Here is a 14,327-nt window from a genome sequence, read left to right as displayed (position 1 = left end):
GACAGTACAAAAAATAAAAAACAGTTAAGCAGCCTTAGTTCTGTATTCCATTGGACTAAGGCTGTTTAGTTTTACCTGTAATCGGTCGTTATTGTAAAAGTACATGTAGTCATCAATGTCTTTCTTAAGTTCCTCGAAGGTACTATATGAATGCAAATAATACTTCTCACATTTAAGGGTTCCCCAGAACGCTTCTATTGGACCGTTATCAATACACCTGCCAACTCGGGACATGCTGTGGGTTAGTTTGTCGGCAAATAACTTTTTGAACCTGAAAGAGGTATATTGAAAACCTCGATCACTATGAAGCATAGGCTTACTTCCTGGTACCGCTTGCAAGGCCAAATTCACTGTTTTAAACACAAGGCTATTGTTATTGGAATGGCCTAAAACATAGGAGACAATCGAGTTATCATGAAGGTCTAAGATAGCACTTAAATAGGCCTTCTGGCCACTTCCGTACTTGAATTCCGTTATATCGGTTACCCACTTCTCATTCGGTGTTTTCGCATAAAACTTACGATTTAACAGATTCTCAGCAACTTGCTGTGGAGCTGAACGCGCATATTTTTTTCTCTTTCTGCGGATCACCGATTGGATTCCTCTTTTCTTCATAAGGCGTTGTATTCGCTTATGATTGATCCGTCGCTGGGTCTGGCGGCGCAAATGGAGGGTTAACCGACGGTACCCGTAGATGCCATCAACCTTCTCGTATAACGAGAGCATGGCATCAGTGAGTTGTTGATTTTCCAGTTCACGAGAACTGGTTTTGCGATTGAGCCATTTGTAATAGCTTGACCGTGAAATCTTTGCGATTTCACACAATACCTGCACGCTACATTGTTCTTCTTGCCAAACAGCTTGAATGGCAAGGTAGACATTCTCCTGCCGATATTGGCTTAACGTCGCCACCTTTCGATTTCCTGTAACTTTTTTAAGAAAGCATTCTCTGCTCGAAGCCGCTCATTTTCATACTCCAGCTTTTTCATTGCGAACTTTTGGCGATCCGCTTCGGTTAACTCCTCAAGCGCTTTTTTTCTTCCCCGCCCATCCTGTAAAGCATCCTGACCGTCATTTTCATACTTCTTTACCCATTGGTACACTTGTTGGTAGGAGACCTGGTACTGCTCCGCTGTCTTTTGATAGTCATGATGATGGGTAAGACAATAAAGAACAATATCAATCCTCTCCTGCCAAGTTGTAGATCGACCTTTCGTCATAGCTTTCACTCCCCCTGTATAGGTTTTTAAGCTGCTATGACCATTATACTTCTTTACCCAGTTGGAGAGTTGTGTTCGGCTGGCTATCTTGTACTTATCGATGGTCTGATATTGTGACAATCCCCCATAGAGATAATCCCTCACCGCTTGAAGCTTTAGTTCCGCAGAATAACTTCTATTGTGGGTTCGAACCTCTAACCCTTCGTATCCATACACTTCATAACGACCTCGCCATTTCGCTAAGGTTGATTTGTTAATCCCGTATTTTTTAACTGTAGCCATAAGACCCAACTGGCCACTTTCAACTTCTTGTAGGATGGCGAATTTCTCTGGCGCACCATATTGTACTTTAGGCATGAAAAAGCTCCCCTCACAGTAACAGGTTTTATTATTTCACCTGTCTACCTTTAGGGGAGCATATCACATGAGAGGACGCCTTTTTTCTTTACTTCTTGTATTCAATGCCTGTTAGCCATTGATCTACCTTATCTGGATGGGCAGAAATCCATTCCTTGGCAGCATCATCTGGCTCAATACCTTCCTGAATGCGGATCATTACTTGGGCCATATCATCAGGTGTCCATTTAAACTGGCGCAGGAATTGATAGGCATCTGGTAAGTCTTCTTGTAACCCTAAGCGGGCAATCGTGTGAATTTGTTCATCTTCCCCCAATGATTTTTTGGGATCGTCTAGATACTTTAATTTCATTTTGGCGAACATCCAGTGTGGCGTCCATCCAGTTACAACAATTGGTTTCTGTTGGCTATACGCTTTTTGTAGCTCGGTTGCCATTGCTGCGGATGAAGCCTCCATCAGAGTCCAATCTGTCAGTTGATAATCCTCTAACATTTTATTAGCTGCTGACATCAGACCAGCCCCAGGTTCAATTCCAATGATCGTTGCTTTTGTGGCATCTTTTATATCAGGGCGTCTTAGGTCCCCAATAGAGGTAATATCCATATATTCAGGAACAACTAGACCAAGTCGTGTACCTTCAAGATTAGCTCCTAAATCCTCTACATGGTCTTTGTTTTTAGCGTAGAAGCTCGCATGTGTTTTTGGTAACCAAGCGGCAACAAGGGCATCTGCACTTTTTGTAGCGACACCTGTCCACATAGGACCTGCTTCAACTTGTAACATGTTAACCTGATAACCTAGTTTTTGTTCTAAGACTTGTTTTACTACATGTGTACTGGCAATTTCAGAATCCCATGCTACATAAGAAAGGGTAATGTTTTTCGTGTTGCCACCATTACTAGCTATTCCACTAGCAATACTAGAGATAATCAAAATAGCGACTGAGGCCAAAATTAACGGCGTCCGATACTTCGGGGCAGCTTTGGCTGATTTCTTTTCTCGTCCTTTAATTAATGTTTGAGAAAAGCGATCCAAAATAATGGCTAGAATAACAACCGCAATCCCGGCTTCAAAGCCCACTCCTGTTTTGGTTTGTGTAACGGCACGATAAACATCAGAACCTAAACCTTGTGCACCGATCATGGATGAGATGACAACCATGGATAACGATAGCATAATGGTCTGATTAATCCCGGCCATGATGGAAGGTATTGCTAATGGGAATTGTAGTTTAATTAGTTTTTGCATAGGTGTAGAGCCAAATGCATCTGCTGCTTCCACCAAGTCTTCGGGTACTTGGCGAATCCCTAAATTCGTTAGACGAATCGTTGGGGGAATCGCAAAGATAACAGAAGCGATAACACCTGGTACCACGCCTAATGAAAAGAACGTAACCGCTGGCAACAGATAGACGAATGCTGGCATGGTCTGCATGAAATCTAGAATAGGCGTGACGATATTTTGAACCGTATTTTTCTTCGCGCACCAAATCCCAATCGGGACACCAAGGAAGATGGAGATCATGGCGGCTGTCAAAACTTGTGCTAAGGTCATCATGGTCTGTGGCCAATAGCCAAGGTTATAGATGAGAAGTAAACCAAGTACAGAGAATAGGGCCATTTTCCAACGTGCTACCAGATAAATAATCAGGGAGAACAAGACGATAAAGAGCAGAGCAGGAATATTAATAAATAGCCACTCAAAACCGCTAACTAATCCGCCGATAATTGCGCTAATCAGTGCAAATAAAGGGCCAAAAGAAGCATCGAACCAGGCTTCTAATGATTCAATCCATGAGCCTAAAGGAATTTTAGTCATATTCATTACACTGTTTCACCGCCTTCTGTGTTGCCTGAGAGTGCGGCTAATACGGCTCCGCGAATAATAATTCCCTGCAATCGATTTACGTCATCTACCACTGCTACAGGTACTCGGGTGGAGCTTACGATATCAAAAAGATCATTGAGTACAGTATCAGGGGGAACAGTAGGAAGCTCTTCTTTAATTAAGATATCCGCTAGCTTCTTACCTTCTCTAACGGCTTGTACGGCATCATCAGCTGTAATGGCGCCTAACAAACGTTTTTGTGTGTCTACCACATATAAAGTAGATACCCCGCGTTCTTGCATAAACTGCAAAGCAACACGTGGTCCGCGTTCTAATGTAATGGTTTCGGCGCGTTTCATAACGTGAGTAGCTGTGAGTACCTTTGACAAGTCAACGTCTTCCACAAAACGTTCTACATATTTATTAGCCGGGTTGGTCAAAATTTCTTCCGGTGTTCCAACCTGGACGACATTTCCATCCTTCATTAAGGCAATACGGTCACCAATCCGTAATGCTTCATCTAAATCATGCGTGATAAAAATAATGGTTTTTTTCATTTTTGTCTGCAATTCCAATAGTTCATCTTGCATCTCTTTGCGTATCAAAGGATCAAGGGCACTGAATGCTTCATCCATCAATAAAACGTCAGGATCATTAGCTAAGCCACGAGCAAGACCGACACGTTGTTGCATCCCACCACTAAGCTGATCAGGTAAAGAATTTTCCCATCCTTTTAAACCAACCAATTCCAAGCATTCCATTGCTTTTTCATGTCGCTCTGCTTTGGGAATGCCGGATACTTCCAGACCATATTCCACATTCTCTAATACAGTACGATGTGGAAAAAGAGCAAATTTTTGGAAAACCATTGTGATATTTTTACGGCGTACATCCCGTAGATCCTCATGATTTAAGGAAACGATATCCTTCCCATTAATAAACACATGGCCATCTGTCGGTTCAATTAGACGATTCAAAAGTCGTACTAACGTGGATTTACCACTGCCGGACAGCCCCATTATGACGAATATTTCTCCAGCCTCTATGGAAAACGAAGCTTGATTTACCCCCACAGTCATTTTTGTCTCTCTGAGGATTTTTTCTTTCGTCCATCCCTCTTTGAGCAGAGGTATTACTTTTTTTGGATCACGTCCAAATACCTTTGTTAAATTTTTGACTTCAATAATTGGCATGAAGACACTCCTTTCTTCTGGTAATTTCTTTTGCTCCCAGAGAAAACGTTCGATTTGATAAACAAATGCTCCGGTAAGTGTATGAAAAATGTATGAACATGAGCAAACAGGAAATAACTTGATCAAGTACGTACAGAAAAAACTTTACGCACTTTATGTACAGTATACTTCATTTTTCGTAAAATTTCACCTATACCCAGTCCTTTACTGGGATATGGTTGCCTCCTACAATAAAATCGATATAATGAAAGATGAAGTTTGACCTGTCCTAGGAGGTAAACAAAAATGGATGAATTTGAAGGACTTCCTGAAGAGCTTCAGGTTGCCGTTCAAAAAACGCGCCATCGCATGATTGAAACGGTTGGTAAAAACATGGATTTATTTGGAGTGACGCAATCGGTTGGTCATCTGTATGGCATGATGTACTTTTCACAAGGACCAGTCACTCTTGACGAAATGGGTCAAAAGATGGGGATGAGCAAAACCAGCATGAGCACCGGAATGCGAACCCTGATGGATCTCAAAATGGTCAACAAAGTTTGGAGCAAAGGTTCTCGCAAAGATCTTTATGAAACAGAACCAGATTGGCATCAAAATCTGGGTGATTACTTTTCCATTCGCTGGCGCAAATCACTGGAAAGCAATGTGCATCATTTGCACAAGTCCCTCAGAGAACTACAAATCCTGTTAGATAAGTACGGAGATGATCCTCACGCCAACAACGTAATTAAGGGTGACATGCTTAAAATGCAACATGCACTCTCTTATTATAAGTGGTTAGAGAAATTGATCCGTTCCTTTGAAACAGGTGACATTTTTGCTTTCCTGCCTAAGGAGGAAGAGTAATTCTACAAAACAAGTGTAGCGCTGAGGGAGTCCTTAGCGTTTTTTGTTTGCTCTGAAAAAAATACTAGATATTTATACCCATATATTGCTTGTTTAGAAACATTTGTAAGAAACCTTTTTACTTTATCGATCAATTACTTTCGATAGGGAACATTTGTATTATTGGTCGGAACGATTTGTTTTTTCCCGAAAAATCCTCCATAATTAGACACGGAATCTGGCCTAATGAACAGATCATAATCTGTTCCACTTCCGGAATTTACCGGCATGCCGTATGGAGTAAAGTTATCTTCATTTGTCGCTGTTTGTGGATGACTTTGTAAAAAATAGACATGCGGATTAAAGGTAGTTGGCATGCTTTGTATACGATTTGCACGGTTCCCGCCACAACCAGCTATAGAAAGCAATCCTACAGTGCTAATGAGCAAAAGGATTATTGATTTTGACTTCATCACATTGATCACCTCATCAATAGCGTGAGCAACCTGATCCTTTTTATGCAAGCCTGTCTCCGCCTATAGACGGAGGAAAAATCCCACTCCAGCCAGTTTTGTACAGTACACTTTTTCGGTATCCTAGTATTATCAAGAACATGCACATATATTGAGAGGGGATGCGTCTATTATGAATCGTATCTATCGATCCCAATCTGATAAAAAAATATCTGGGGTATGTGGCGGATTCGCTGCTTATCTGGGAATTGATGCGACTTTGCTCCGTTTGATTACAGCGGTTGTCACTTTTTTTACAGGAGTACCAATATTGTTGTACTTCTTACTTGCTTTCATCATGCCAAAGGAGCCGATATGGGAACAAGCACGTTATCAACGCCCACAGCCTGAATTTGCCTCAGGTTTTTATCAAGAACCATTTTATGAAAAAACAGGGTGCGATAAAGGTCTAGATCAAGAAATGGAACGATTAGAAAAAGCAGCGATGCGCCAAGAAATTAAACGATTACGTGCGGAACTAGAAAAATATCAGTCCTGATTGGAAAAGAAAATGGAAACAATATGCTGTCGTTGCATATGATGTAAGGTGGTTCGTTGGATCTTACATAGGGAGGGAAACGGTAGTGTATATCGGCGTTTTTGATATGAAAGAACGCTTGGACCAAACACGAAAAGTGCTTCGAGATAAGAAACATCTGCTTAAGATGCTGGAAGAAGATATTCGTGGTCTTGAAGATGATGTCCAGGTGTTAGAAGCAATGCTGACAACATGTCCATCAGTTACAGGTAAATAGTGACTTGCAAAAGAGGCGCAAGGAATGATGGCGCCTCTTTTGGGGTTGTAAGGAGTATATTTACTGTCTAAAGCTGGCAATACATAAGGTTATGGACAGAAGGTTGATTCCTTGGGCAGTTTGGGAGATAATAGTTTCTATACTGTAGGATGAGGTGGAAGTTAATGTCAACGACTGAACTATTGTTAAAGACGCACTTTGAAGGGCGTGTATTGCGAACGTTGCAATCCTATTTCCGTCGCAACAACGACGTTCTTTTAAAAGAAAGTCTAGTCGCGACTGGTCTGAAAAAAGAAGACGTTGAACATGTTATGACAATGATTTATAACAAACATACGGTTAGCGAAATTATGAAAGTTCTTCGTGAACGCAATGCATTTGCTCGCGACCAAAAAGCGGAATAAACGAGAAACGGGACCAACGCAAATTGAAGCGTGGGTCCTTTCTTTTTGTAGCATAGGATAAATTCCTATACCATTGTTATAGCCCAATTTATACGAGAGCACACGTGCATTTGTATGCAACCAATGGTGGCGAAGGACGTCATATTGGATAGATAAAGATTACCTGCACCTCCTATTATTGATTTAGCACGATAGATAAAGAAAGGAAAGGGAAGACCAGGATGGAAGAATTTATTAATCATTTTGGCGGATATATATCACAATATGGTTATTTTGCTCTATATGGACTATTCTTTTTTGGTTTGATAGGATTGCCTGTACCTGAGGAGACTCTGCTGGTTTTTTCTGGATTTTTAGTATCTAGAGGAGATCTGCATTTTCTACCTACATTTTTAGTCTGCTATCTAGGCTCCATTAGTGCAATGACGGCAGCTTATTGGATTGGTTTTAAATTGGGACATCCATTTATAGAAAAGCGCTTGAAGCCTTTTGAAAAAGGATATCGAGTGTATAAAAAGACAGAGGAATGGTTTCAACGGTTTGGAAAGTGGGCTATTCCCATCGGCTATTTTTTGCCGGGGATTCGTCAGTATACTGCCTACTTTGCTGGAATTACAGAGTTGCGTTTTCGCACGTTTGCTATTTTAGCTTATGCGGGAGGGGCATTTTGGACCGCTTTGTTTGTTAGTTTGGGGCTCATTTTAGGTGAGAGCTGGGAGAGAGTATTCCAACTAGCTGTTAAAAAAGTGACCATATGGATTCTACTCGCTTTTGTCGTAGTGGTTCTTGTGGTATATGTTTATCAGCGTATTTGCAGAAAAAGAGCGGGAGGAAAGCCGAATGAATGATGATCAAATCATGCTGTTGTCAAAAAATCATCAACGATTTTATGATAAGCTAAGAGAAAAAGTGGAGAAGTTCATTCGTAGCAAAGGCATGCCGGAGGATTCTACTCAGTATATTTTACTTGCACCTGATCTATTTGTCCTTTTGGCCAGATTGATGGTGGACAAGCGTGTTCCTACTGGATCCAAGGCTACAGCCGCATTTGTCGTTGCCTATTTTATTTCGCCAGTAGATTTGATTCCTGAAATGCTAACGGGACCTATTGGTTATCTAGATGACATTGTCTTATCCGTATATGCCCTGCGCAAAATTTTAATTAGCACCGAGCAAGTCATTGTACAAGAGCACTGGAATGGAAAAGATGATCTACTACAGGTAATTACGGATGTCATTCAGAAAGCGGATGATTTAGTAGGGACCAAGATCTTGAAAAAGATTGAGGCTCTCCTTTTCCATAAAACAAAGGAGAATTAGTTATGAAATTTTTGGCTGATTATGTGGAGGGAGAACGCGTAATTGCCTTTTGTCTCGTTAAAAGTAGAGAAATTGGTGTAGCTAGTAACCAGAGTGAATATATGAATTTAGAAATTGGTGATCGATCTGGTAGTTTGCCAGCAAAGATTTGGGATGTAACGGATGAATTAAAAGAAAACCTTCAAGTAAAATCTATCGTTAAAATTGATGCTCAGGTGCAGATGTATCGTGGTAAAAAGCAGTTGGTCATTCAACGTGTACGCCATGCCACTCCTGCAGACGAGGTTTTGATGGAATCACTAGTCCCTACTTCCAAATATGCTACAGATGAATTGTGGGCTAAGCTGGAAAGTCATATTTCCGATATTCAAAGTCCAACACTTCGCGCCATCATCTCGCATCTGATCGGAAAAGAAGACGTTTATGAACGGATGCGTTCTTTCCCTGCTGGTGTACGAATGCATCATCACTACTACTCAGGTTTATTGGAGCATGTTGTCTCCTTATTAGATTTGGGCAAACGCTTATTACCGCTCTATCCACAGGTAGATCATGATGTGCTCCTTACGACTTGCATCTTGCATGATATCGGAAAATTGTATGAGTTATCAGACCCGGTGGCACCTGAATATACGACGCCTGGGCAGTTGATTGGTCATTTAGTTATGGGAGTAGAAATGGTGACGCAGGCATGTTCGGACCTAGTTATTCCATTAGATGATAGTGAAGTTTTGCATTTGAAGCATTGCATTTTAAGCCATCATGGTGACTTGGAAATGGGATGGGGAAGCGCTGTTTCCGGTAAAACTCCAACCGCTGTCATTTTCCATTATCTTGATCAAATCGATAGTAAAATGAATGCGCTAGGCAACACCTTACAAGAGATGCCAGAAGAGCAAGAATGGCATTATGCGCCTGTGTTAAAGAGGAAGGTATGGAGAGGATTTTAGGTCACCATAACGTACAATTTTGAATATAAGGCAGATTATGTGTATGAAAAAAGCTGACGTGGGTTGCTCCATACGTCAGCTTTTTTTGTGTGTAGTGGAAGCAAGGTGAGGAAGTGGGCGTACTCGCACTTCTTCCTCTATCCTCCCCATCCGTAAGCGTAGGATTCTGTTTCCTAGCTTGTATGCTTCTGATTCGTCATGAGTGACTAATAAGACGGGTATGTTCCAGAGCTGATGCAAGCGTAGCAGCTCATCCTGACACTCTGCTCTTGTTACAGGATCAAGGGCTGATAGGGGTTCATCTAAAAGCAACAAATCTGGTTTGATTGCAAGAGCGCGAGCTAAGGCAACACGTTGCTTTTCCCCACCTGAGATTTTACTCGGATAGCTTTGCAAAAGATGACGAATACCGAGTGTTTCGCATATTTCCTGCAAGAAGGACGTATCTACCTCCTGTTTTCTGGAATGGATACCGTACAAAATATTTTTTTCGACAGTCATATGAGGAAACAAAGCGTAATCCTGAAAGACATAGCCGATATTTCGTTTTTGGGGAGGTACGCTACCTATTGGAGTGCATAAATCTTGTCCATGTAGTGTGATCTGAGCTGCATCTGGCGTGAGCAAGCCAGCAATACATTCCAAGATACTGGTTTTTCCTGAACCAGATTGACCGAACAGGACGACAATCTCGTTATGAACAACAAATGATGCTTCTAACGCAAAATGCACACGTGTTTTCATGATTTGGACTTGGAGCATAGAAATACCTCATCTACGTAAGATTGACTTCTAATCTTTGATCTGTGTGTGACGATTTAACGTATGCTTACTCCACCAGTTAAGCCAAAGGATAGTACTAAAGCCGATGGCAACGATAATGGCTACCCAAAAGGCAGCGATTTCCATACGCCCACCCTCGACAGCAAAATAGATGGCGATGGGGAGTGTTTCTGTTTTTCCAGGAATGTTGCCTGCTAGCATGAGTGTGGCCCCGAATTCACCTAGTGCTCTGGCAAAGGAAAGCACAAGCCCAGCCAATAATCCTGGCCAACATAAAGGAAGCGTGACGGTCCAGAAGACGCGCCAAGGGGAAGCACCAAGCATGATGGCAGCCTGTTCGTAGCGCCTATTCATATTTTGAAAGGCAGCATGAGCAGCTTGATACATCAGAGGAAAAGAGACCACAGCAGAAGCAATAACTGCTCCTACCCAGGTGAATACAATTTGAAACTGAAAAGACTCCAATAAAAATTTGCCGATTATTCCGTTTTTACCAAACAGCAGAAGTAGACCAAACCCGACAACGGTTGGGGGAAGCACGAGGGGCAATAGAAACAATGCTTCCAGAATACTTTTGCCAAAGAATTGACGACGAGAGAACCAATAGGCGATAAATAACCCGCTGATAAAGACAACGATAGTGGAAATCCCCGCTACCTGCAACGACAGGTAGAGCGGGGAATAAGAAATGTCAGGCATGAAAAGGTACCCTCACTTTATTTTGCTCTGCATATACATAAAAGATAAGTTAACTATTTTACAGGATGAAATCCATATTTCTCAAAGGCAGATTTTGAAAAATCAGTGGTAAGGAACGTTAAAAATTCTTGAGCTTCCTTTTGGTGCTTTGTCACTTTTACTAAGGCGGCAGGGTAGACAATCGGGCTGTGCCATTCTTGATTAGCTGTTGCTAGAATTTTTATCTTATCTGATGTAAGTGCATCACTTTTATACACTACACCTAGTTCAGCGTTTCCTGATTCAACATAGGTTAATACCTGACGTACGTCTTTCGCATAAACCATAGTTGGCTTCATTTTTTCCCAGAGACCCAATTTTGTCAAGGCTTCCTCTGTATAACGTCCGACTGGCACAGAGCTGGGTTCTCCAATGGCAAATTGTTTTACTAATGCAGGCGTTATTTTCTCAAAAGAATCAACGGAGATTGTACTCTCTTTAGGTGCAATCAACACCATTTCATTAGTGACCAGTTTTGTTAGGGAGTCTTCAGCAATGAGGCTTTTCTCCTTTAATGAATTCATATCCTTAGAACTGGCAGAGATAAAGAGATCGCTTGGTGCTCCCTGTTCAATTTGTTGTGCGAGCTTGCCTGATCCGCCAAAATTGTAGGTTAGTGTAACATCAGGATGCTTCGTTTCGTATTCTTTTTTCACATCTTGGAGCACATCGGTCATGCTGGCTGCCGCAGACACAAAGATTTCTGTTTTAGCTTGTTGTGATTTGGGGTCAGTAGTAGGTTGTGTGGTAGATGGTGCTGGGGTGGAACAGCCTACTGTTGCAAGTAACAAGGAGAAACTGACCAAACTGCTCAGAATTGATTTTTTTTTACGCGAGACTAACATGAAAGACTCTCCTTTGATATAAGTGGTTATAATTAGTTATATTTAGATATATCTAATTAAGAACATTATAGCTTGGATTACTTGTTATGGTAAGATATTTCTACAAACAAATAGATTCGGTAAAAAGGAGGCTAGCCATGACTCAAGATATCTCCTATACCACAGAAGAAATTGCCAATATTCTGCGAGTATCCAAGCTGACGGTATATGACCTCATAAAAAAGGGGGAGCTCTCTGCTTATCGGGTTGGTAGACAGATGCGAGTAGATGCAAGTGATTTGGATTCCTACAAGCAAAAAACAAAATCGAAAAAATCTAGTAACGCTACCCCCCTTCCTCAAGTAGGAAAATCTATCGTATCAGATAAACCAGCTTCTGTTGGAATCCAGTCAGTTATCATAAGTGGACAAGATATGGCGCTAGATTTGTTTGCCTCCCATTTAGAGAAGCAAGTAGGCAGCATCCGGGCGCTTCGTTCCTACCAAGGAAGTTTAAATAGCTTGGTCTCACTCTATCGAGGCGAAGCACATATCGTGAGTACGCACCTATTTGATGGGGACAGTGGTACCTACAATCTGCCCTATGTACAACGCATATTAACGGGACGGCCTTACCTCATTGTCCATATGATGGCTCGCCATTCAGGTTTGTATGTAGCAAAGGGGAATCCCTTGCAGCTGTGTACGTGGGCTGATTTACAAAAGCCAGGAGTTAGACTGGTAAATCGGGAAGCGGGTTCTGGAGCTAGAGTTTTGTTAGATGAACAATTGCGTCTTCATCAGCTTGAGCCATCCCGACTATCAGGTTATTTTGATCATGTAGAACATAGTCATTTAGCAGTCGCTACGGCTGTAGCTAGAGGATCAGCAGACGTAGGAATTGGGATTGAAAAAGCTGCTAAGATTGTAGATGTGGAATTTGTCCCCTTGATTCAAGAACACTACGATTTGGTTATGTTAGTAACGGAAGAGAGTCATTATTGGGTCAACAGTCTCATTCAATTGTTACAAAGTGAGGCATTTAAACAAGAATTACAAGCGATCGGGGGCTATGATGTAACGCTCACGGGGCAGATCAAGTTGAAGGGACCCATCAATACTTGATGATAATTTACTTTACAAATGATCAAAATCCCGGTATTCTAAAGGGTGTAAACTTGATATGAATGTGTTATGGAGGAGCCTGTCATTAGATGGGCTCTTTTTGTCGTTTTTTACATCCATCTTTTGGATAATATAACAATAAACTTCAGGAGAAAGAAAGAGAGGTTATCAAGTGGATAATCAAGCATTACTAGCAATTGCGATTTTTCTAATTACTTATGCTTTTATTATCAGTGAAAAACTGCACCGCACGATCGTTGCGGTGGCAGGGGGATTACTCATGATCCTCACGGGTATAGTTACGCAGGAAGAAGGGATTCATCATATCGATTTTAATACCCTAGGGCTATTAATCGGGATGATGATTATCGTGAGTATAACCGCACAAACAGGCGTTTTTACCTTCGTTGCCATTAAGGCGGCTAAGGCAGTAAAGGGAGACCCTGTTAAAATTCTGATTGCCTTGAGTTTAATTACAGCCTTTGCTTCTGCTTTGTTGGATAACGTAACGACTGTTCTCCTCATGGTACCTATCACCTTTAGTATTGCTCGTCAGCTGAAAGTAAATCCGATTCCTTATCTGATTAGTGAGATCATTTGCTCCAATGTAGGGGGAGCTGCAACGTTGATTGGTGATCCGCCAAACATCATGATTGGGAGTGCTGTACCTGAATTAACCTTTGTGGCTTTCTTGGTACATATGGCTCCGGCGATAGCTATTATACTCGTAGTCACCATCATTTACTTGCTATTGGTTTATCGCAAGGGATTACAGACAACACCAGAATTACAACAGAAACTAATGTTACTGGATGAAAAGCAGGAATTAACTAATCCTACTTTATTAAAGAAATCATTAACGGTTCTTTCACTAACCATTATTGGCTTTGGCTTGCATGGCGTATTCCATTTAGAATCTGCTACGATTGCATTAGTGGGAGCTTTCTTATTGCTATTATTGACAGGAGAGCATTATTTAGAAGAGGCTTTACTTAAAGTGGAGTGGAATACTATCTTCTTCTTTGCAGGATTATTTGTATTGGTATCTGGTCTGGTGAACACGGGGGTTATTGCTTCTCTGGCTGAAAAAGCAATCGTATTCACACAAGGCGATACCATGAAGACATCTCTTATCATTCTGTGGATGAGTGGGATTGCGTCTGCTTTTGTTGATAACATTCCGTTCGTAGCTACGATGATCCCAATGATTAAAGAAATGGGGAGCCTTGGTATTACTAATCTGGAGCCACTGTGGTGGAGCCTTGCGCTAGGTGCTTGTTTGGGTGGTAACGGAACGATTATCGGGGCCAGCGCTAACGTAATTGTTGTAGGGATGGCTACGAAAGAAAAATATCCGATTAGCTTTGGAATGTTCTTCAAGGTAGCGTTCCCGATTACAATCATTACGCTACTCATATCTCACTTATACGTCTATCTGCGTTACTTCTACTTTGCATAACGCTATCTACTATGTTATACAAAAAACCATCGAAA

Annotated in this window: 16 protein-coding genes; 8 read left to right on the top strand and 8 right to left on the bottom strand. The window is 41.5% G+C overall.

The features are described 5' to 3' along the window. Positions 1-24: 24 nt before the first annotated feature. The 4 genes from EEL30_26840 to EEL30_26825 form a co-directional block, all read right to left on the bottom strand. Positions 25-912: an IS3 family transposase gene (locus EEL30_26840; GenBank protein ID QDX95568.1), complete on the bottom strand. Its 888-nt coding sequence runs from the start codon at positions 910-912 to the stop codon at positions 25-27. Further along, positions 900-1,577: a transposase gene (locus tag EEL30_26835; GenBank protein QDX95567.1), complete on the bottom strand. Its 678-nt coding sequence runs from the start codon at positions 1,575-1,577 to the stop codon at positions 900-902. Before EEL30_26835 ends, EEL30_26840 begins: the two co-directional genes overlap by 13 nt. Before the next feature lie 88 nt (positions 1,578-1,665). Next, on the bottom strand, positions 1,666-3,402 hold the full coding sequence (locus EEL30_26830; protein QDX95566.1) for an ABC transporter permease subunit: 1,737 nt from the start codon (positions 3,400-3,402) through the stop codon (positions 1,666-1,668). Next, positions 3,402-4,598, bottom strand: a complete 1,197-nt coding sequence (locus EEL30_26825) for a glycine betaine/L-proline ABC transporter ATP-binding protein (protein QDX95565.1) — start codon at positions 4,596-4,598, stop codon at positions 3,402-3,404. The genes EEL30_26830 and EEL30_26825 overlap by 1 nt, the downstream gene beginning before the upstream one ends. A gap of 285 nt (positions 4,599-4,883) precedes the next feature. On the opposite strand from EEL30_26825, the gene EEL30_26820 reads away from it, so the two are divergent. Beyond that, positions 4,884-5,444 carry a GbsR/MarR family transcriptional regulator gene (locus EEL30_26820; GenBank protein ID QDX95564.1) on the top strand — a complete coding sequence of 187 codons (561 nt, stop codon included), beginning with the start codon at positions 4,884-4,886 and terminating at the stop codon, positions 5,442-5,444. Between the two features lie 134 nt (positions 5,445-5,578). On the opposite strand, the gene EEL30_26815 is transcribed toward EEL30_26820, so the two are convergent. Continuing rightward, entirely contained in the window at positions 5,579-5,947 is a 369-nt protein-coding gene (locus EEL30_26815; GenBank protein ID QDX95563.1) for a hypothetical protein, read from the bottom strand. Between the two features lie 121 nt (positions 5,948-6,068). Between EEL30_26815 and EEL30_26810 the strand changes: the two genes are divergently transcribed. From EEL30_26810 to EEL30_26790, 5 genes are all read left to right on the top strand, one after another. After that, positions 6,069-6,434: a PspC domain-containing protein gene (locus EEL30_26810; GenBank protein QDX95562.1), complete on the top strand. Its 366-nt coding sequence runs from the start codon at positions 6,069-6,071 to the stop codon at positions 6,432-6,434. Between the two features lie 420 nt (positions 6,435-6,854). Next, positions 6,855-7,094, top strand: coding sequence for a hypothetical protein (locus EEL30_26805; GenBank protein QDX95561.1), 240 nt, complete (start codon positions 6,855-6,857; stop codon positions 7,092-7,094). Between the two features lie 221 nt (positions 7,095-7,315). Beyond that, positions 7,316-7,942 carry a DedA family protein gene (locus tag EEL30_26800; protein ID QDX95560.1) on the top strand — a complete coding sequence of 209 codons (627 nt, stop codon included), beginning with the start codon at positions 7,316-7,318 and terminating at the stop codon, positions 7,940-7,942. Next, positions 7,935-8,414: a DUF1232 domain-containing protein gene (locus EEL30_26795; protein ID QDX95559.1), complete on the top strand. Its 480-nt coding sequence runs from the start codon at positions 7,935-7,937 to the stop codon at positions 8,412-8,414. Before EEL30_26800 ends, EEL30_26795 begins: the two co-directional genes overlap by 8 nt. Positions 8,415-8,416: 2 nt before the next feature. Continuing rightward, positions 8,417-9,364: an HD domain-containing protein gene (locus EEL30_26790; protein ID QDX95558.1), complete on the top strand. Its 948-nt coding sequence runs from the start codon at positions 8,417-8,419 to the stop codon at positions 9,362-9,364. A gap of 75 nt (positions 9,365-9,439) precedes the next feature. Here EEL30_26790 and EEL30_26785 read toward each other — a convergent pair whose 3' ends face one another. The 3 genes from EEL30_26785 to modA are packed head-to-tail and all read right to left on the bottom strand — an operon-like array spanning position 9,440 to position 11,730. Then, a complete protein-coding gene (locus tag EEL30_26785) occupies positions 9,440-10,126 on the bottom strand; it encodes an ATP-binding cassette domain-containing protein (protein QDX95557.1) in 687 nt (228 codons plus the stop codon). 30 nt (positions 10,127-10,156) lie between these two features. Then, positions 10,157-10,846, bottom strand: coding sequence for a molybdate ABC transporter permease subunit (gene modB, locus EEL30_26780; protein QDX95556.1), 690 nt, complete (start codon positions 10,844-10,846; stop codon positions 10,157-10,159). Positions 10,847-10,899: 53 nt separating this feature from the next. Then, positions 10,900-11,730, bottom strand: coding sequence for a molybdate ABC transporter substrate-binding protein (gene modA / locus EEL30_26775; protein ID QDX95555.1), 831 nt, complete (start codon positions 11,728-11,730; stop codon positions 10,900-10,902). A 137-nt stretch (positions 11,731-11,867) separates the two neighbouring features. On the opposite strand from modA, the gene EEL30_26770 reads away from it, so the two are divergent. Both EEL30_26770 and EEL30_26765 read left to right on the top strand, forming a co-directional pair. Beyond that, positions 11,868-12,833, top strand: coding sequence for a helix-turn-helix domain-containing protein (locus EEL30_26770; protein ID QDX95554.1), 966 nt, complete (start codon positions 11,868-11,870; stop codon positions 12,831-12,833). Between the two features lie 172 nt (positions 12,834-13,005). Beyond that, complete coding sequence (locus tag EEL30_26765) at positions 13,006-14,292, top strand: hypothetical protein (GenBank protein ID QDX95553.1); 1,287 nt, start codon at positions 13,006-13,008, stop codon at positions 14,290-14,292. Positions 14,293-14,327 lie beyond the last annotated feature (35 nt).

Origin of the sequence: Brevibacillus laterosporus (assembly GCA_007833815.1) — a bacterium.
GTDB classification, from domain to species: domain Bacteria; phylum Bacillota; class Bacilli; order Brevibacillales; family Brevibacillaceae; genus Brevibacillus_B; species Brevibacillus_B laterosporus_D.
This window is presented reverse-complemented; position numbering and strand designations above follow the sequence as displayed.

Excerpts from the sequence above, each read along its gene's own strand:
- EEL30_26800 (QDX95560.1), top strand. The coding sequence starts at position 7,316 with ATGGAAGAATTTATTAATCATTTTGGCGGATATATATCACAATATGGT.
- modA (QDX95555.1), bottom strand. The coding sequence starts at position 11,730 with ATGTTAGTCTCGCGTAAAAAAAAATCAATTCTGAGCAGTTTGGTCAGT.
- EEL30_26770 (QDX95554.1), top strand. The coding sequence starts at position 11,868 with ATGACTCAAGATATCTCCTATACCACAGAAGAAATTGCCAATATTCTG.
- EEL30_26820 (QDX95564.1), top strand. The coding sequence starts at position 4,884 with ATGGATGAATTTGAAGGACTTCCTGAAGAGCTTCAGGTTGCCGTTCAA.
- EEL30_26810 (QDX95562.1), top strand. The coding sequence starts at position 6,069 with ATGAATCGTATCTATCGATCCCAATCTGATAAAAAAATATCTGGGGTA.
- EEL30_26830 (QDX95566.1), bottom strand. The coding sequence starts at position 3,402 with ATGAATATGACTAAAATTCCTTTAGGCTCATGGATTGAATCATTAGAA.
- EEL30_26825 (QDX95565.1), bottom strand. The coding sequence starts at position 4,598 with ATGCCAATTATTGAAGTCAAAAATTTAACAAAGGTATTTGGACGTGAT.
- EEL30_26785 (QDX95557.1), bottom strand. The coding sequence starts at position 10,126 with ATGCTCCAAGTCCAAATCATGAAAACACGTGTGCATTTTGCGTTAGAA.
- modB (QDX95556.1), bottom strand. The coding sequence starts at position 10,846 with ATGCCTGACATTTCTTATTCCCCGCTCTACCTGTCGTTGCAGGTAGCG.
- EEL30_26835 (QDX95567.1), bottom strand. The coding sequence starts at position 1,577 with ATGCCTAAAGTACAATATGGTGCGCCAGAGAAATTCGCCATCCTACAA.
- EEL30_26795 (QDX95559.1), top strand. The coding sequence starts at position 7,935 with ATGAATGATGATCAAATCATGCTGTTGTCAAAAAATCATCAACGATTT.
- EEL30_26805 (QDX95561.1), top strand. The coding sequence starts at position 6,855 with ATGTCAACGACTGAACTATTGTTAAAGACGCACTTTGAAGGGCGTGTA.
- EEL30_26790 (QDX95558.1), top strand. The coding sequence starts at position 8,417 with ATGAAATTTTTGGCTGATTATGTGGAGGGAGAACGCGTAATTGCCTTT.